Origin of the sequence: Salinivibrio sp. HTSP (assembly GCF_003390965.1) — a bacterium.
GTDB classification, from domain to species: Bacteria; Pseudomonadota; Gammaproteobacteria; order Enterobacterales; family Vibrionaceae; genus Salinivibrio; species Salinivibrio kushneri.
The window spans coordinates 145,900-163,107 of record NZ_PXUD01000013.1 but is presented as its reverse complement, the minus strand read 5'-3'; the positions used below and the strand labels follow the sequence as shown (position 1 = coordinate 163,107).

The window sequence follows — 17,208 nt, the reverse complement described above, 5'->3', positions numbered from 1 at the left end:
TATCTGCTTGGCTGTCCAAATAGTGACCCTCTCAAGCGCATTGAGACTAGGGTCACGATCACTGACTGAAATTAGGCCTCAACATAGCAAAAAAAAGCCAGAGCATCAGGCTTTTTTTGCTGAAGGATGACAGCTGAAACAGCGCACGCGATAGAGAGTAGAGTTGATAAGAGGAGCCAGCGATTGCTGGCTCTTACATGAGAGCGTGTTTACTGACACTGACGTTGGTTAATACTGTTCATTTGGTCATTATACTGATTGAGCGCCTTGTCAATCTCTTTTGGATGGCTTAGCAGATCAGCCAGTGCACTGCGAAGGGTATAGTTTCCGTCCATGGCTTCGCCTTGGCGAAAGTTAAACACTTTTTCAGCCAGCGTTGAGGGTGGCAATGAGCTTTGCGCGAGCGTTTTTACGTCTTCTTGACTTAGTTTTAGCCAAGACTCCACCGGCGCTTCCAAATTGAGCTTGGCACTGTCATTTTCTAGATAATAATCAAAAGCTTGTGCATTGAGATTGAAGTGATTTTTTCGGCCTTTCAAGAACCACGCGGCGACCTCATCCAGTGTCGGATCTTTTTTTACTGTCATATCGACCAGCGCTTGGTACCAATTGATCGATGCATCCACATAATCATGATATTTGGCCGAATAACAGTCTGCATTTTTGATAGGGGCAGCGTTTGACATTATTGGCAATAGTGCCGCGACCAGTGCAAGGGCATAGCGTTTCATAACATTATCCTAATCGTTATCGTGTTTGCGCTTTATGATTATACGCACTAACCGTGTGCGGGGCGCAAACAATGAGGTTTGGGCATCTTTGTGAATGATAAAACGCGGATATTGTAGAACGAGCCAGTGACAAAGTTAAATAACACATTGATATAAAAAGCCCTGTAGCAGAAAAGCTGTGACATCACGCTCAGTTAGCGCGTGACATGCCTTGCTGGTTCGACAATACCGACAGCCACTGGCGGGTAAATTCGGCAAAACCAAACCCTCCCGGCGCATCCGTGATCCAAGTTGGCGCGGTGGTCAATGCTGGAAGGTGAGGAGAAATATTCGCAACGCCGACGCTCAGAGGAAAGTGGGCAAACATGTCACTGTCGTTCGGTGAATCGCCAATAAACGCCGCGCGTTGCTGAGCCTGCCCACCAGTGACATTGTAACGCTCTAACCATGCTTGCGCTGCGCGTCGCTTACTATGGGTACCGAACCAAGCATTAATGTGAATCGAGCTGGCTGTTGCATTAATACCTTGTCCATGAAACTCGGCGAGCAATGCATTGATCTCATCGGTGGATGCACGTGACGTATGCTGGCCAATATCAACCGCTACTTCACAAAGGCGATAAGGCTGATCCGCAGCAAGTGCGCGATCTGGATAGCGCTGAAGTAAGCGGTTTACCCAGTCCACGAGGGCGGCTTGTTGTTGGCGAGCGGCTTGATTGATTTTCGTGAAGCGCTGACCGTTTTCTTGCCATAGGATCACCCCACCGTTTTCGCTGATCACCGTATCAACGGGCCACGCGTTAATCATGTGATCGCCCCAGCCAGCGCACGCGCCAGTAACAGGGACAACGTGAATGCCGGCTTCACGGAGATCGGCCATCGCCTTCAGGGTTTGCCAGGGCAGCTCACCTTTCCATGTCAAGGTGTCATCCACGTCAGTAAATAGCCATTGCACGTCACGCCAGCGTGTGGCGTGATCATGCATTGACGAGATGGGCAAACACTGATTCGGCATAGGTGTCGCGATCCTCGTTAATTAAATAGCCGCCACATGGCGATGATTAACCTGACGCAAATTAAGAGTCAGTCGTTTCCCTTGTTCATTGTCAAATACGTGGAGGTCGTCAGGGGAAATCGTCAAGGGAAGTTTATCGCCTTCAACAACCTTACTGTGCCCCTCTAAACGCAGTGTGATGAAGCTATCGGTATCGGTTATATGACCATAAACCAGCAAATCAGCCCCTAAAGACTCGGTCAAGGTGACTGCAAGCGTAAAACTGGCCTGATCGGCCGATACCACTTTTAAATGCTCGGGCCGCAACCCGACGGACACGGATTGTGTATCAACGTCCTGACACGCCGCCAAAACGTGTTTACCTATCGAGAGGACATCACCGTCGATTTGACCCTCGACAATATTCATCGCTGGAGAGCCAATAAACGTGGCGACAAACAAGCTAGCCGGTGCATCGTAAACGTCTAACGGTGTACCAATTTGCTCAACGTTACCACCATTCAATACCACTAAGCGGTCCGCGAGGGTCATCGCTTCAACTTGGTCGTGGGTAACATAAACGGCAGTGGTATTCAGCTTCCTTTGCAAACTTTTGATTTCTAAACGCATTTGTACACGTAGTTTAGCATCAAGGTTGGATAACGGCTCATCAAAGAGAAAAACCTTGGGACGACGCACAATTGCACGGCCCATTGCCACCCGTTGTCGCTGTCCACCGGACAACTGATTGGGCCGTCTGTCGAGTAGGTGTTCTAGCTCGAGCATCGTCGCAACCTCGGTCACAAGCTGTTGAATGGTCGCTTTGGGTGTCCCGCGGTTTTTAAGGCCATAGGCCATATTGTCGAATACACTCATGTGTGGATAGAGCGCATAGTTTTGAAACACCATGGCAATATCGCGTTCGCCGGGCTCAAGATCATTCACTTTTTTATCGTCAATGACCAATTGGCCGCTGGAAATCGCCTCGAGGCCGGCAATCATGCGCAGTAAGGTTGATTTGCCACAGCCGCTGGGCCCCACCAACACAATCATTTCGCCATCTTTCACTGATAAGTCGACGCCGTGAATGGCTTTAAACCCATTAGGGTAGGTCTTTGCCATTTGTTCTAGGGTTACCGTTGCCATTTACTTCTCCGTTTCCACTAAGCCTTTCACAAAGAGTTTTTGCATGCCAAGCACCACGAGTACGGGTGGTAGCATGGCCATTAGGGTTGTTGCCATTACGCGATTCCATTCCACTTCACCGTCGCCGACCGACAGCATGCGCTGAATACTCATCACAATGGTGTAATACTCATCATCCGTGGTGATCAATATCGGCCAAAGGTACTGGTTCCAACCGTATATGAAGGTGATCACAAACAGCGCGGCGATATTGGTACGCGAGAGAGGGAGCAGGATGTCTTTGAAAAACTTGAACGGGCCCGCGCCATCAATCCGCGCGGCTTCAAGCATTTCGCCAGGGACCGTCATAAAAAACTGACGGAACAAAAAGGTCGCGGTAGCACTGGCGATGAGTGGAATGGTCAGTCCCGACATCGAGTTGAGCATGTTCAGGTCGGCAATGACCTGGAACGTAGGCATAATGCGCACCTCCACGGGCAGCATCAGGGTCATAAAAATCACCCAAAATGCCAACATCCGACCCGGAAAGCGAAAATACACCACCGCATAGGCCGATAAAATAGAAATAGCCAGTTTGCCGATCGATATACCCATCGCCATTAAAAATGAATTCCACAGCATGCCGGCCACGGAAATATTTAACTCTCGGGATGTCCCTTCGGTTAATACCTCTTTGAACACAGATAAGCCTTTGTCACCAAACCATAACGGCGTGACACCACTGACAAAGGCGCTGCTGTCATGGGTCGCAGCGGTTAACGCTAGCCACACAGGGAGTGCAACCGAGGCCACCCCTAAAATCAACACCAAATGCGAGAACACAGTAAGCCAAGGGCGACGTTCAACCATTAGTAAGCCACCTTCTTTTCAACATATTTAAACTGAATCACGGTTAATGCGCCCACGAGGATCATCAACACCACGGATTGCGCGGCGGATGATCCCATATTGAGGCCGACAAAGCCGTCTGCATACACTTTATAAACCAGCGTCGTGGTGGATTGCCCGGGCCCACCTTGTGTCATGGCATGAATCACCCCAAAGGTTTCGAAAAAGGCGTACACCAAGTTCACGACCAATAGGAAAAAAGAGGTCGGAGAGAGCAATGGGAAAATGATGGTAAAAAAGCGTTTTACCGGTCCGGCGCCGTCGATGGCTGCCGCTTCCACCAATGAGCGTGGGATGGATTGTAGCCCGGCGAGGAAGAAGAGGAAGTTGTAGCTAATCTGCTTCCATGTGGCGGCAATGATCACCATGGTCATGGCATCGCCAGAATGGATAAACGGATTCCAGTCTAAACCCATGGCTTTTAGCGCATGGGCCAATACACCGACAGTGGGATTGAACATGAATAACCACAGCACCCCTGCGACAGCGGGAGCGACGGCGTAGGGCCATACCAATAGCGTTTTATAGCCTGCCGCCCCTTTAATGACTCGATCGGCCATCACCGCCAGCACAAGCGCCGATAGCAGTGCGATGCCTGCAACAGAAAAACTAAATAATAAGGTGGTCAAAAAAGAGCGATAATAGCTGGCGTCTCCCAGCAACTCAGTGAAGTTTTCGCCACCGACAAACTCGGTACTGAGACCGAATGGATCTTCCAACAAGGTGGATTGCCATACTGCCTGCGCCGCTGGCCAGATAAAAAAGATAAAGGTGATCAGCAATTGAGGCGCGAGTAGTAAAATGGGAAACGCACAATGATTAAATGTGGGTTTATTGGACATAGGCTTTCTCAAAAAGTGGAGCGGCAGTTTATACCGCTCCGTCATACAACAAGGTTTTTTATGGAAGGAATTAACTGTCTATTGATTAGCTTTCGCAAACTTTGAAAGCAAGCCATTAGCGCGCTCAACGGCTTCATCCAGCGCTTCTTGAGCCGATTGATCGCCGGACCATACAGTCTCAAGCTCTTCGTTAATCACGTCACGGATTTGCACGAAGTTACCTAAGCGGATCCCTTTCGAAGCAGGCGTTGGTTCGACCTCGGTCATCTGCTTAATTGCGATGTCCGTGCCTGGGTTTTTGGCATAAAAGCCTTGCTTCTTGCTTAGCTCATAGGCGTCGTGGGTAATGGGTAAGTAACCGGTGAACTGGTGCCAGTCGGCTTGGATTTCAGGTTGAGACAAGAAGGAGAAGAACTGGGCGACGCCTTTATACTCTTCTGACTCGTGGCCTTGTAGAACCCAAAGCGTTGCGCCACCGATGATGGTATTTCTTGGCTGCTCAACGGCTTTGTCCCAGTAAGGGAGTTTCGCCACACCAAACTCGAAATCTTTCACGCTTTCACGCACACCGGCATAAGACGCTGACGAGTTCATATACATGGCACATTCACCACTGTAGAACAGCGGAGCACTGTCAGAGCGGCGACCGCCATATTCAAAAATGCCAGCCTGTTGCCAATCCGCCATTTTGGCAATGTGATCCACAAACGGAGACTGGTTAATCAGCATCTTGTTATCGACACTGCTAAAGCCATTGTCATTGGTGGCAATGGGGGCATTGTGGCGAGCGCCGAGGTTTTCAATTTGTACCCAAGATTGCCAACCAGTCGTGAAGCCGCACTGAGCACCATTGGCAAGCAGTTTCTCAGATACTTGCTCAACCTCTTCCCAGGTTTTGGGAGGATTAACGCCAGCTTTAGCAAATAGGTCTTTGTTGTAATACAACACGGGCGTTGAGCTATTAAACGGCATCGACAGCATATTGCCATCTTCATCTGAATAATAACCCGTGACAGAAGAGAGGTAGTCAGATTGGTCAAACGGGACGTTAGCATTTTCCATCAGCTCATAGACAGGGTACACCGCTCCTTTTGCTGACATCATGGTCGCGGTGCCGACTTCAAACACCTGGACGATATGAGGTTGCTTGTTGGCGCGGAATGCCGATACGGCGCCTGTCATGGTTTCGGTATAGTTACCCTTGTAGACGGGTTTGACGGAATAGTCATCCTGACTGGCATTGAACTTCTCGGCAATTTCATTCACTTTTTCGCCAAGATTTCCGCCCATTGCGTGCCACCATTCGATTTCGGTTGTCGCGTTGGCAGAAAAAGAGGCCAGCAACAGGGCCGAAGAAAGCGCGGTTAAGCGTTGGGTTTTCATGCGTCACTCCTTTTGAGGATTGGGTAATGTTCATTCGGCAACTTAATGAACAAAAATGAACATAATATGAACCCAAACGAAAAGGGAGATGACAATTGTATGACTTTTGACCGCCGTCTCATGTTGTGTGAAAAAAATGTTAAATAGAGCGTGTTTTGATGATGAAAATGCTGTAACCGCAACCACTTATTCGTAAAAACACTGTCATAGTTACGCGAGACAATACGGTGAACGCTGTCCTACAATACCCGAATGACCGATTGAAATGAGACTGTTCAAATGAAAATCGCACCACAACAATTATGCGGGCATCGAGGTGTCGCCGCTCATGCACCAGAGAATACGTTAGCGTCTATTTCAAAGGTGCGAGAGATGGGATTAAGCTGGGTGGAGGTCGATGTGCAATTGACCCGAGACGGGGTGCCCGTGGTGTTTCATGACCACACTTTGTTACGTTGCACGAATGGGACAGGGGCGCTAAAAGATACCGCCTTGGCAGACTTGCAGCAGCTTGATGCAGGCGGACATTTTTCACCCGTGTTTGGGTATGAAAGGGTACCCACGCTCGCGGCCGTTTTAGCCCAAGCGCACCGTGATGCACTTCATATCAACCTTGAGATAAAAACCTACCCGGATAGCGATATTCCTGCCTTATGCCGCGCGATATTTGCTTGCTTGTCGGCAAGCCCTATCAGCACCGAGAAGGTATTAGTCTCGTCTTTTTCTCTTGAAGCACTCGCGATTGTTCGTGATGAAATGCCTGAGTTAGCGCGGGCGATTTTATGGGAAACGATCCCTGACAATTGGCATGAGTTTCGGGACTTAGCGACGTTTAGTATTCACTGCAACTATCGCCACCTCACGCAAGACAAAGCGAAATCCGTGAAAGAATCAGGTTTAGTATTGAAGTGTTATACCCCTAATGAGCCAGCTGAAGTTGACACGTTATGGGCTTGGGGCGTAGATATGATGATCACCGACGACCCGGGCAAATACTTAACACACCCGTGCTAACACAGGGTTAAACGACTCGGTCGATGAGCGGTCGAGCATTTTCTGATAGCAAGGAGCATACGTGCCACAAGAGGCAGAGTTAAATTGGCGTCAGCGCGAAATATTAGCGCAATTAGCAAAAACAGAGCACCTAGAAACGGATGATTTAGCCACGCAGTTTTCGGTTACGACGCAGACGATTCGTCGTGATATTAATCAGCTTTGTGCGCTGGGCTTAGCTCGACGTCACCATGGTGGCATTAATATGCCCTCTGCGCATGTCAATAGCGATTACCAGCGCCGTTTGCAACGGCACAGTGGTGTGAAAACGGCGATTGCACGGGCCGTGGCCGAGCACATTCCTGAGGGGGCGACAGTGATGCTCGGGATAGGGACCACGGTTTCTGCGATTGCTGAGCAGCTCTTAACAAGACGCAACCTTCGCGTGATCACCAATAACGTCCAGATCGCGCACATTTTGGGGGCGAACCCCGACCTTGATATTTGGCTGGCAGGGGGGAAGTTGCGCGCCAATGACCAAGACATGGTTGGCCACTCAGTGCTTCAGTTCCTGTCCCGTTTCCAACCGGATATCGCCATTATCGGCTGTGCGGCGGTCAATGAAGAGGGATGGGTGTGTGAGTTTTCACCCGATGAAGCAGATGTCAGTGACACCATGCTTAGCGCGGCGAGTGCGCGCTGGTTGGTGGCAGATGGGTCAAAGTGGCAGCGCAGCGCACCGGTGAAAGTGACAACCTTAAGTCAGTTCGACTATGTGTTCACTAACGATGTACTGAGCAACTATTCGACGCTGCCGCCAGATATCGCTTTTATTCCTTGTGACTAGCGCGATCCCAGCCCTACGCAAGCGCCAATTACCGGTTGAGAAGGGCTGGCTATACCTGTGTGGCGATAAACCATAGCGGGGATCACGCTTGCGCGGATAAAATCGCGCGATACAGTGCCTCGGTGGCTTCACGCGGCGTTTGCTCAGGGTTATAGAAGAACTCATTAATCACATCGAACACCGCGCTTTGTACATAACGTGTTGTAGAAAGACCGTGTGACATGCTGGGGCTTAAGGTGCCATTCTCTTGCGCATAAATAAACGCATCACGCGATTGCTGTGCACATCGGTCCCCCTGGGGGAGGGGTACATCAAACCGAATAGGCAACGAGCCTTTGTAACGGTTAAAGTCACGCTGGAACTGTGGTGTGAGTAGGTACGAGGCCATGTCTGTTTGGCTTTGTCGCTCACTTTGATTATTGGGTTTGAAAAACACAAAGCTGTCGACGTTGTAACTAAAGGCTTTTTTTGTTCCCGGGAAGGCGACACAGGTAAAGGCGTTGCCTTCTTGTTGGTTGGCGGCAAAAAACTCGCCTTTAGCCCAATCACCCATCACTTGCATACCCGCTTGATTTTCAATGAGCAGGCGTGTGGTGTCGCTCCAGTTGCGCCCTTGGCCTGAGTCATCCACGTATTGGCGCATCTTCGCCAACAGGGTAAAGGCTTTAACCACATCGTCACTCAGCAGCGCTTTGCGGTCAAAGTCTAAAAAGGCTCGTTGATAATCTTGTGGTCCCAACACTGATAGCGCCAAACTGTCGAAAAGTGTCGCGACCTGCCATGGCTCGCCGCCTAAGGCGAGTGGGATATAGCCTGCTTGCTGCAGTTTATCGGCGGCAGCAAAAAAGCTATCAAAGTCGGTCGGGATGTCGGCATTGGCCGCTTCAAAGGCGCTTAAGTTGACCCACAGCCAATTCACGCGGTGAATATTGATGGGCGCCGCTACATAGTTACCTTGGTACTGCATGACATCACGTAGTGGGGCAGGGATTTTATCTTCCCAGTGTTCCGCTTCCGCAATCTCATTGAGGTTGCGTAAAAAGCCTAAACGGGCCCACTCGGTGATCTCTGGCCCTTTGATTTGTGCCGCAAGGGGCGGGTTACCACTGATGGCACGGATCCTCAGGGTGTTCATCGCGCTTATCCCTGCGCGACCACCGACCGCGAAGTCTTGCCATTGATGGCCTCTTTGCTCAATACCTTCTCGCAAGACTGAGGCGGCTTTGGCTTCACCGGCAGATGTCCACCAGTGTAAAACTTCAACATCACTGGCGGACACTGCAAGGCTGTAGGTGGCAAGCATGCCACTGATGATCCAGTGAGAGAGGTATTTATTTAAGCGTGCCATTATTCTTCTACCCGCGGAAAACTGATATCAACTTGCAGGCCACCTTCACTGCGGTTACTAAGCACCATATCTCCGCCATGCGCGTGGATGATATCGCGTGCAATCCCCAAACCAAGCCCGGAACCGTCGTTATCATCGTGTAAGCGTACATAAGGGTCAAACACTGAGTCGAGCGCTTGCTCAGGAATACCTGGCCCTTCGTCAATCAGGGTAATATCTAATGTGTGTTTGGCGTCCATGACGTAAATCGTCACTTTATCGCCGTATTTCACACCATTATCAATTAAATTGGATAAGCAGCGTTTAAAGGCGAGTGGCTTGCAAGTAAACGGAGGCACCGCGTCACTTTCAATACTGACTCGGATACGGTTTTGATTGTGTGGTTCGACAATCATCGCCAAGAAATCAATGACATCAATAGCCGCCATGTTCTCATGGATATCGGTGTCTCTGACGGTTTGTACCGCGCCTTTAACCATGATTTCAAGATCATCTAAATCTTTATTGAGCTTCGCTGCTTGTACGTCGTCATTGATTAATTCTGCCCGTAAACGTAAGCGGGTGATGGGCGTTTTTAAATCATGCGACATGGAGCGGAATAAGGTCTCACGCTCACGGAGGTGGCGTTGTAAGCGACGCTGCATACGGTTAAACGCTCGTGTCACAATCGCGATTTCAGCCGCGCCTTCTTCCTTAAGCGGTGGCTGCTCGATATCGGTGCTAAATAAGTTTGCTGCTTTAGCGAGTCGTTTCAATGGTCGAGCTTGCTGGCGAATCAAGATGTAAGTAAAAAACAGTAATAGCGCAGTGATCACCACAATAAAGACCACTTGATCGGCGGTAATCAGGGTGTCGTCGAGCGTCACATAGGGCGCAGGCAACAACGCGGCGATATAGATCCACTCATCTTGTTTCAGCTCCATTTGTACCACCAAAATGGGTGGGTTTAATGGCTCTAAACTTAACGTGTGATGTGCCCAGGACTTGGGCAAGTCTTGCAATAAAATGTCGTTATTCAGCACGCGTAAGGTTTCAGGGCGCGAAAAATCAACATCAATCGTATTCAATGACGGGAGCTGCTCATGGAGAATGCCCGATACGGTGCGGGTCGCGACTTTTTTCGCCTGTGTCTCTTCAATGGGCGTGATTTCGATTTTTTCTTTGTTGAAGGAGACAAAAAACCGTGTCCCGCCCATATTCCTTAACTGGTTAAGCGCAACATGCCGGTAAGCAACGGGCAAGGATTGAAAAAAGGTGGTGGTTGAGGCAAACATGTTAGCCAAGCTCGCCGATGCGGACTCTAATCCCTCTAGCTGGGTTCGCTTTGACTGGGTATACCAGATTGACGTCGCGATCCCTTGTGCTAAGACCACGGATAGCAGCGTTAATAGCAGGGTTCTGGAAAGCAAAGAACGGGGGATCAGCTTTTCTAGCCAGTCATGATTCATATTGGATCTCAGCCACAAACATATAACCCGCACCACGCACGGTTTTAATCAAGTTCGCTTTGCCAGTATCACGTAAGCGCTGGCGTAAGCGGCTAACTTGTACATCGATGCCACGCTCTTGCGCCTGAGCATCGCGGCCTCGTGTCGCTTGGCTAATCGCATTACGATCGAGCAATTGGTGTGGGTGGTCGATAAACAACATCAGCAGGGCATAATCAGACGCCGACAACTCTATTTCCATACCAGTGACAACGTGATGCAATTGCTGGGTGGCAGGCTCAAGACGCCACTGGCCGAACCGAATCGCTTTGGGTCGGGACAAAGTCGTTTCCTGTAATTGCTGGGTGCGACGTAGTAATGCACGAATACGGGCGATCAATTGGCGCGGACTAAAGGGCTTGGCGATATAGTCATCGGCGCCTAACTCTAACCCTACAATTTGATCGGTTTCGTCTGACACGGCGGTGAGCATGATGATAGGCACACTCGAATCTTTCCGAATACTTTTGCACAGGGTAAAGCCATCATCCCCTGGAAGCATCACGTCGAGTAAAATTAAATCCGGGTATTGGACAGCCAGTTTAGTTTGCATCTCATGACCGTTTTGCGCGGTCATGACTTCGTAACCCGCTTTGGTGAGGTAAGCTTGGAGAAGCTCACGAATTTCGACATCGTCGTCGACCACTAAGATGCGTTTGGCTGAAGCCATATCGCCATTGTCCTCGTTGTTATAGTCAGTGTCCCCATTATCGGTGCTTTATCGTTGAGATGCTACAAACAAAGCCGCACTTTGTGTAAATAATCAGCGACTTGTTGATAGCCGTATTGGTGATGATGTCAGAGCAGACACCCAGGAGGGGTAAAGGTATAAAAAGGCAGATAGTGCATCGCATGACGACGCGAGAGCGTGAAAAAGACAAAGCCCTCCATTGAAGAGGGCTTTGGTTGACATCACAGTGTGTTATGAACCGTGACGCGCTATTCGCTATTCGCTATTGCTGTGCATGGCTTTACGAATACATAAAGCCGCGCCACCCCAAGTGACGGCAAAGCCGATAAGCATCATGATAATTGCGCCTGTTGTCATGCGTCTGTCTCCATATCGCGAGCAGGGGGTGTGGTGCTATTAACGATAATCCCTACCACAAGCATGGCAGCGACCAAGCCCCAACCTAGGGTCAGTAATTCGAATTGTGCGTAACCGCCGTAGCCTTCGTTGAAGGTGTCAATCAGGTTTTTCACCAAGATCACCGCCAGCATAATGGGGCTGATAAAGCGGATACAAATTTCCATCCACTGTCCCACGCTGAACTCAGAGATACGGTTAGCATATTGACGGATGTCTGATAGTTTAACCAGCCAGCCGACCAAGAGTAGCTCAAGCAAGCAGCTTGTGAGCAGTGCAACGTTGTTAACAAAGTAATCGACCAAATCTAGCAGCAACAAACCGCCGTTGGTGGCGAACGCCATTGAGACGACAAAGCCCACACCACAGACGGCTGTCGCCGCTTTTTGGCGAGTCACATTGAGTTTGTCCATGATGGATGACGTGACGGCTTCGATGATGGAAATGTGCGAACTCAAGCCAGCAACAACCAACGCCAGGAAGAACAGTGGGCCAAGAATATAAGGGATAGGGAGCAGATTAATCGCCGCGGGTAACGTGACGAACGCTAGACCAACCCCACCACTGACCACGTCGGTGATCCCTTTGCTTTGCTCCGCGGCCATATAACCAAGAATGGAGAAGATCAGCACGCCGGCGACAATCGAGAAACCACAGTTGATCAACACCGTCATCAAGGCGTTATTGTTGACGTCAGACTTTTCTGGCAAATAACTAGAATAGGCAAGCATGATGGCAAAGCCCACTGACAGTGTGAAGAAGATCTGCCCGTAGGCGGCGGACCACACACTGGCATCGGCCAATTTGCTAAAGTCAGGCGAGAACAGATAGTTTAAACCATCTAGTGCACCAGGCAGCATTACCACGCGGCCAATGAGCAACAACACCATGATAAATAGCAAAGGCATCATGATTTTGCTGGCTTTCTCTATGCCGCCTTTCACGCCACGGAAAACCGCTGCATAGGTGATAGCCCAAGCGATGATCATTGGAATCGCGATGTGCCACTGCCAATCACCCAAGCTGGTGGGAGAGTTTTCCCCGAGTTTTAGGTAATCGGAGAAGAAGAACGCGTTGGTATCCGTGCCCCAATCTTGGCCAAACGAAAAGCCAAAGTAGGAAATGGCCCAGCCAATCACGGCCACGTAGTAAATCCCGATGGTTGCCGCGATTAAAACTTGAAACCATCCCAGCCATTCAAATTTGGTATTGAGCTTGGAAAAGACCACGGGCGATGAGCCGCGCAGTTTTTTCCCTAGCCCAAATTCCATAATCATAAATGGAATACCCGCGGTGAGCATGGCGAAAAGGTATGGAATAAAAAAGGCCCCGCCACCGTTCTCATAGGCCATGTAAGGGAACCGCCAAATATTCCCTAGGCCGACTGCTGACCCCACGGCAGCCAAGATAAACCCAGCGCGTGAGCCCCATTGTTCTCTTTTCATATCTACTTACTCCTTTGCGAATCGCCTTTCTTTACGTCCATCCAAATATGCAGTGTTGTGAGGCTGCGTTTTTTGGGTCGATATGAAAGAAATAGCACATTCCCGCAATATTGATTTTTAACTTCCTGTTGCCCGAATGTTGAATTTTTTATCTAAAGCGGGCAGTCATTGCACATTAAGCACAGCGTGAGGCTAAATCAATAGCCTTAAAACCAACAAGTTAGCAAGAAAATGGGGGTTAACCTGCTATCTGTGCATATAGGCAGATATAAATCATGTCTTTTTGCGATAAAGTAGTTAAATGAGCTGTCTAAATTGTCAATAACTGGTGATTAATGGTTATTTTTTGTCGGTCGCCAATTGATGAAAAAAACAACGGGAATACGTATCGAGCCCGTGCCACAGCGCCAAAAAACATGATCTCATTAGCAGAATTTTAGGCAACAAAGACGCACACTAAACATGGTTTATACTTGTTATAGCAGCGTGATCATCTAGGAGAACATCATGAATACGACCCTCACTTATGCATTGCTGACGACAGCCTGCGCACTCGGCCTTATTTTTACATTTGCCGCCGTGGCGGTGCTGGCATAAACATCACCGAGGTGGCCGCTAGCTCGATAACGATGCCACGGCGCGCTAAGCGCTAGCACAGTATCACACGACGCGTTAGACTATGAGCTATAGCTAACTAAAAATATTCAATAAAACATAAGCATAACGCTAAGTGTGATGGTAAGGGGCGAACGTGGTAGAAACTAATCAAGCCGTGCAGCCAACGGTATTGACCGACAACGCGTTGACCGCTAGTGCACAGAGCGGGACGCGCGCGCGGCCGCAGCGCATTGCCCTAGTGCTTCAAGGGGGCGGACAACGAGGCATTTTTACAGCCGGTGTGCTAGATGCTTTTTTAACCCACCAATTTGATCCTTTTGAGCTTTATTTTGGCACCTCGGCGGGGGCGCTTAATATGAGCGCGTATGTGTGTCAGCAATATCAATATGGCTACCGCTTTATTACGCAGCTCACCACGCAAGAGCGCTTCTTCCATTTGATGAAGTATGTGCGTCGCCAGCATTACATGGACTTGGATTGGGCGCTCGATACGGCCTTGCCGGGCAAAGAAACCGCGTTAGATATGGAAGCCGCGCGGCGCCACCTGCAAAGCCGCTATGCCTACGCGTGTGCGACAGACGTTGATACATTGCAACCGGCCTTTTTCTCACTGACAGAAGACAGCTGGCCAGATGCTCTGAAAGCGACCTGTGCGATACCGCTTCTTTACCCGCACCCGGTGACTATCGGGACACACCGCTATGTCGATGGCGGTGTCACCGCGGCGATCCCGGTAAAGGAGGCGTTCGCGCGCGGGGCAGATATTATTGTGGTTGTACGTACCGAGCCTGTGATAGAGCAAGAAAAGCGCGATGACGAAAACCGCCGCTTTCTTGAGACACTGCGCGAACGCTTTGAGACGAAAAGACCGCAATTTAAGCTCTCCGACTATCTATCAAATTTTGAGTCGAAATATCGACTCGCCCGCTTTGAAACCTTCCAGAAAGAGCTGAGTAAGCAGCTCGGGGAACTATCAGAGCGCTATAAGTCTAGCCGCGAGCAACTGGTTAATCGTGTGCGCGACAGCATGAAAGAAAAAGCGATGCAAAATGGTGGTCGTTGGCTGTTTGGTGGTGACACGATTTATCGGTTGCAGTCTTTATCGGGCAAACCATTGAATACGGAAATGCTCAAGATGCTGACCACGCATTACCAAAGCTACCAAAGTGAACTGCAGTTTTTGGCGTCACCGCCAGCGCGTGCTCAGATAGTGCAAATTGCGCCGAGCGCGCCGCTGCAAAGCAGTGCCTTGCTGAGTAAGCCGGCGGCATTAGAAGCCGACTATCAGCTGGGGGCCTCGCTGGGAAACCAATTCTTGCGTGAATACGGTGACTCGCTGGTCTCTTTGTCGACAGTGGATAACCCCGGCTTTGAGTCAACGTCGTTACCAATGCCGCATCAAGGGTAGCGCCGATGACAGAGTTTGAAAAAATGCAACGCGGCCTGCCTTATTGTCCCGCGGACGAAGAGCTAACTTTGTTTCGATATGCCGCGCGTCGACTTTGCCAACAGTTTAATCGGCTTGATCCTGAAGATGCCGCCAGTTTAGCCGTGGTAACCACCAAGCTATTCGCCCGTATTGGTGATAACGTTGAAATCGATGCGCCTTTCTTTTGCCATTATGGGATGAATATTCATCTTGGCAGTAATGTAAGCGTCGGTCCCAATTGCACCATTTTAGACGGCGCGCACGTCAGTATTGGCGATAATGTGAGTATTGGCCCTAACGTGGGGATCTATACCACGCGTCATCGCGTATTGCCGCTAGACATTGCCCGCGGTGAATGCGAGTCCTCTCAAGATGTCATCATCGGTAATAACGTCATCATCGAGGGAAATACCGTGATAAAAGCGGGTGCGGCGATCGGTGAAGGGGTAGTGATTGAAGCCGGATCAGTGGTTGATGCGGACATCGAACCCTTTTCTATTGTGGCTGGTAATCCGGCTGCGGTGGTGCGGCGTTTGCAGTGATGAGGGTAGAGACAACGCGACAGGTGCCTCCCAACACGATGTTATCGCATCCTCCCTATAAATGTTATAATATAACATTTTTGAATTGGCATACTGATGTGGGTGTAGTAATGTTAGCGCCCTCAATCGGGTATCAGCAGTAAGAGATAGACGCAGAATGGTTAAAGTTAGGGCCCGAGTGCCGTTGAAAGTCGGGGTGGGAAGTCAGATCCCAGCAGAGATCCTTTCCTTCCATGGTTTAGAATCTGAGCAAGAGCACGTCGCGCTAATTTTCCAACAAGCCGATAAGAAAGCTGATCCGCCTTTAGTTCGTATGCATTCCGAGTGTTTAACCGGTGATGTCTTCCATTCCTCTCGATGCGATTGTGGTGAGCAACTTGAAGAAACCATCCAAAAGATGGGTGAAGATGGCGGTATTATTCTTTATTTGCGCCAAGAAGGGCGCGGGATAGGGCTGTATAACAAGCTGGATGCCTACAAGCTACAAAGCGAAGGGATGACGACGTATGAAGCGAACAACCACTTGGGGTTTGCCGATGATTTGCGTGATTTTTCCGAAGCGGCGCAGATGCTAAAAGCGTTAGACGCTCACCGTATTCGCTTGATTACCAATAACCCCAAAAAGATCGAAGAGCTACAAGCGGCAGGGATTACTCTCAAAGAAGTGATTGGCACCAAAGCCCACCTTAAAGACGGTAATCGTAACTATCTTAAGGCAAAGATTGAGCACGGCAAGCATCGTCTCAATATTGAGCAAGATTAAACATTCGTCGATAAAAATGGGCTAAATTGTTCGCAGGGCAGTGACAATCGCTGCCCATATTCGCTACATTATTGCCATTATATCAGTCATTGCTCAAGGACGAGTCATGCGTGTGCAAACATGGCATTATCTCTTTCCCCCATTGCCCCCTGTGGCGATGCTCATTGCGGTTGCGATTGGTTTATTACTGAGCCATTTCTTTCCTTTTTCGCTGGTGCTGGGTGCGCCGATTTGGGCTGCCTTGCCTCTGGGTTTAGCTGTGGGGTTATTAGCCGCAGCTAAATGGGCGTTCCATCGCCATCACACCACACTTGATCCGCTGCAAATGCCTTCAGCGTTGGTGACCACTGGGATCTATCGTTATACCCGCAACCCCATGTATCTGGCGTTGGTACTCATCATCGCTGCGTCTGGGCTGTATTTTAATGCGCTATGGTGCTGGGGGATGATTCCCGCTTTTATGGCCTACCTATCCGCCACATTTATTCCTGCTGAAGAAGCCCGTTTATCACGCCAATGGCCTGATGATTTTGACGCTTATGCAGCTCGTGTCCGACGCTGGCTTTAGGATTAGATAAACTAATCTTTAATATAATAAAGAATCGGGATCGTTATGATCGACTCTGATTGCGACATGCTCTCTTAAAGCCTATCATTCGCCTGTC

Annotated in this window: 17 protein-coding genes; 6 read left to right on the top strand and 11 right to left on the bottom strand. The window is 49.6% G+C overall.

Going from position 1 to position 17,208, the window contains the following annotated elements:
- Nucleotides 1–209: 209 nt before the first annotated feature.
- The 6 genes from C7A19_RS03400 to ugpB form a co-directional block, all read right to left on the bottom strand.
- On the bottom strand, nt 210–731 hold the full coding sequence (locus C7A19_RS03400; protein ID WP_069361282.1) for a hypothetical protein: 522 nt from the start codon (nt 729–731) through the stop codon (nt 210–212).
- A gap of 190 nt (nt 732–921) precedes the next feature.
- Complete coding sequence (locus tag C7A19_RS03395; protein ID WP_116644151.1) at nt 922–1,746, bottom strand: HAD-IIB family hydrolase; 825 nt, start codon at nt 1,744–1,746, stop codon at nt 922–924.
- A 21-nt stretch (nt 1,747–1,767) separates the two neighbouring features.
- Nucleotides 1,768–2,871 (bottom strand): sn-glycerol-3-phosphate import ATP-binding protein UgpC, encoded by a 1,104-nt coding sequence (locus C7A19_RS03390; protein ID WP_116644150.1) that lies wholly within the window; start codon nt 2,869–2,871, stop codon nt 1,768–1,770.
- The gene (gene ugpE, locus C7A19_RS03385) at nt 2,872–3,720 is read right to left on the bottom strand and encodes a sn-glycerol-3-phosphate ABC transporter permease UgpE (protein WP_077486206.1); all 849 of its coding nucleotides are present in this window, start codon (nt 3,718–3,720) and stop codon (nt 2,872–2,874) included.
- Nucleotides 3,720–4,601 carry a sn-glycerol-3-phosphate ABC transporter permease UgpA gene (gene ugpA, locus C7A19_RS03380; protein WP_077658606.1) on the bottom strand — a complete coding sequence of 294 codons (882 nt, stop codon included), beginning with the start codon at nt 4,599–4,601 and terminating at the stop codon, nt 3,720–3,722. Before ugpA ends, ugpE begins: the two co-directional genes overlap by 1 nt.
- A 78-nt stretch (nt 4,602–4,679) precedes the next feature.
- Nucleotides 4,680–5,984 (bottom strand): sn-glycerol-3-phosphate ABC transporter substrate-binding protein UgpB, encoded by a 1,305-nt coding sequence (gene ugpB / locus C7A19_RS03375; RefSeq protein WP_077648803.1) that lies wholly within the window; start codon nt 5,982–5,984, stop codon nt 4,680–4,682.
- Nucleotides 5,985–6,263: 279 nt separating this feature from the next.
- On the opposite strand from ugpB, the gene C7A19_RS03370 reads away from it, so the two are divergent.
- The gene (locus tag C7A19_RS03370) at nt 6,264–6,998 is read left to right on the top strand and encodes a glycerophosphodiester phosphodiesterase family protein (protein ID WP_077457905.1); all 735 of its coding nucleotides are present in this window, start codon (nt 6,264–6,266) and stop codon (nt 6,996–6,998) included.
- Between the two features lie 61 nt (nt 6,999–7,059).
- The gene (locus tag C7A19_RS03365; protein ID WP_116644149.1) at nt 7,060–7,824 is read left to right on the top strand and encodes a DeoR/GlpR family DNA-binding transcription regulator; all 765 of its coding nucleotides are present in this window, start codon (nt 7,060–7,062) and stop codon (nt 7,822–7,824) included.
- 82 nt (nt 7,825–7,906) lie between these two features.
- Here C7A19_RS03365 and C7A19_RS03360 read toward each other — a convergent pair whose 3' ends face one another.
- The 5 genes from C7A19_RS03360 to C7A19_RS03340 all read right to left on the bottom strand — a co-directional run bounded on the left by C7A19_RS03360 (nt 7,907) and on the right by C7A19_RS03340 (nt 13,191).
- On the bottom strand, nt 7,907–9,172 hold the full coding sequence (locus C7A19_RS03360; protein WP_235614252.1) for an ABC transporter substrate-binding protein: 1,266 nt from the start codon (nt 9,170–9,172) through the stop codon (nt 7,907–7,909).
- Nucleotides 9,172–10,620, bottom strand: coding sequence for an ATP-binding protein (locus C7A19_RS03355; RefSeq protein ID WP_116644148.1), 1,449 nt, complete (start codon nt 10,618–10,620; stop codon nt 9,172–9,174). The genes C7A19_RS03360 and C7A19_RS03355 overlap by 1 nt, the downstream gene beginning before the upstream one ends.
- On the bottom strand, nt 10,610–11,329 hold the full coding sequence (locus C7A19_RS03350; protein WP_069361274.1) for a response regulator transcription factor: 720 nt from the start codon (nt 11,327–11,329) through the stop codon (nt 10,610–10,612). The genes C7A19_RS03355 and C7A19_RS03350 overlap by 11 nt, the downstream gene beginning before the upstream one ends.
- Before the next feature lie 276 nt (nt 11,330–11,605).
- Complete coding sequence (locus C7A19_RS03345) at nt 11,606–11,707, bottom strand: MetS family NSS transporter small subunit (RefSeq protein WP_100297978.1); 102 nt, start codon at nt 11,705–11,707, stop codon at nt 11,606–11,608.
- Complete coding sequence (locus C7A19_RS03340; RefSeq protein ID WP_077486212.1) at nt 11,704–13,191, bottom strand: sodium-dependent transporter; 1,488 nt, start codon at nt 13,189–13,191, stop codon at nt 11,704–11,706. The genes C7A19_RS03345 and C7A19_RS03340 overlap by 4 nt, the downstream gene beginning before the upstream one ends.
- 751 nt (nt 13,192–13,942) lie before the next feature.
- Between C7A19_RS03340 and C7A19_RS03335 the strand changes: the two genes are divergently transcribed.
- The 4 genes from C7A19_RS03335 to C7A19_RS03320 all read left to right on the top strand — a co-directional run bounded on the left by C7A19_RS03335 (nt 13,943) and on the right by C7A19_RS03320 (nt 17,111).
- Nucleotides 13,943–15,217, top strand: a complete 1,275-nt coding sequence (locus tag C7A19_RS03335; RefSeq protein ID WP_235614251.1) for a patatin family protein — start codon at nt 13,943–13,945, stop codon at nt 15,215–15,217.
- A gap of 5 nt (nt 15,218–15,222) precedes the next feature.
- Nucleotides 15,223–15,780: a sugar O-acetyltransferase gene (locus C7A19_RS03330; RefSeq protein WP_069361271.1), complete on the top strand. Its 558-nt coding sequence runs from the start codon at nt 15,223–15,225 to the stop codon at nt 15,778–15,780.
- 157 nt (nt 15,781–15,937) lie between these two features.
- A complete protein-coding gene (ribA, locus tag C7A19_RS03325; RefSeq protein ID WP_069361270.1) occupies nt 15,938–16,543 on the top strand; it encodes a GTP cyclohydrolase II in 606 nt (201 codons plus the stop codon).
- A gap of 106 nt (nt 16,544–16,649) precedes the next feature.
- Complete coding sequence (locus tag C7A19_RS03320) at nt 16,650–17,111, top strand: isoprenylcysteine carboxylmethyltransferase family protein (protein ID WP_077648806.1); 462 nt, start codon at nt 16,650–16,652, stop codon at nt 17,109–17,111.
- Nucleotides 17,112–17,208: the final 97 nt, after the last annotated feature.

Coding starts and splice junctions, on each gene's coding strand:
- ugpB (WP_077648803.1), bottom strand. CDS start 5,984: ATGAAAACCCAACGCTTAACCGCGCTTTCTTCGGCCCTGTTGCTGGCC.
- C7A19_RS03350 (WP_069361274.1), bottom strand. CDS start 11,329: ATGGCTTCAGCCAAACGCATCTTAGTGGTCGACGACGATGTCGAAATT.
- C7A19_RS03400 (WP_069361282.1), bottom strand. CDS start 731: ATGAAACGCTATGCCCTTGCACTGGTCGCGGCACTATTGCCAATAATG.
- ribA (WP_069361270.1), top strand. CDS start 15,938: ATGGTTAAAGTTAGGGCCCGAGTGCCGTTGAAAGTCGGGGTGGGAAGT.
- C7A19_RS03320 (WP_077648806.1), top strand. CDS start 16,650: ATGCGTGTGCAAACATGGCATTATCTCTTTCCCCCATTGCCCCCTGTG.
- ugpA (WP_077658606.1), bottom strand. CDS start 4,601: ATGTCCAATAAACCCACATTTAATCATTGTGCGTTTCCCATTTTACTA.
- C7A19_RS03355 (WP_116644148.1), bottom strand. CDS start 10,620: ATGAATCATGACTGGCTAGAAAAGCTGATCCCCCGTTCTTTGCTTTCC.
- C7A19_RS03340 (WP_077486212.1), bottom strand. CDS start 13,191: ATGAAAAGAGAACAATGGGGCTCACGCGCTGGGTTTATCTTGGCTGCC.
- C7A19_RS03370 (WP_077457905.1), top strand. CDS start 6,264: ATGAAAATCGCACCACAACAATTATGCGGGCATCGAGGTGTCGCCGCT.
- C7A19_RS03360 (WP_235614252.1), bottom strand. CDS start 9,172: ATGGCACGCTTAAATAAATACCTCTCTCACTGGATCATCAGTGGCATG.
- C7A19_RS03390 (WP_116644150.1), bottom strand. CDS start 2,871: ATGGCAACGGTAACCCTAGAACAAATGGCAAAGACCTACCCTAATGGG.
- C7A19_RS03330 (WP_069361271.1), top strand. CDS start 15,223: ATGACAGAGTTTGAAAAAATGCAACGCGGCCTGCCTTATTGTCCCGCG.
- ugpE (WP_077486206.1), bottom strand. CDS start 3,720: ATGGTTGAACGTCGCCCTTGGCTTACTGTGTTCTCGCATTTGGTGTTG.
- C7A19_RS03395 (WP_116644151.1), bottom strand. CDS start 1,746: ATGCCGAATCAGTGTTTGCCCATCTCGTCAATGCATGATCACGCCACA.
- C7A19_RS03345 (WP_100297978.1), bottom strand. CDS start 11,707: ATGACAACAGGCGCAATTATCATGATGCTTATCGGCTTTGCCGTCACT.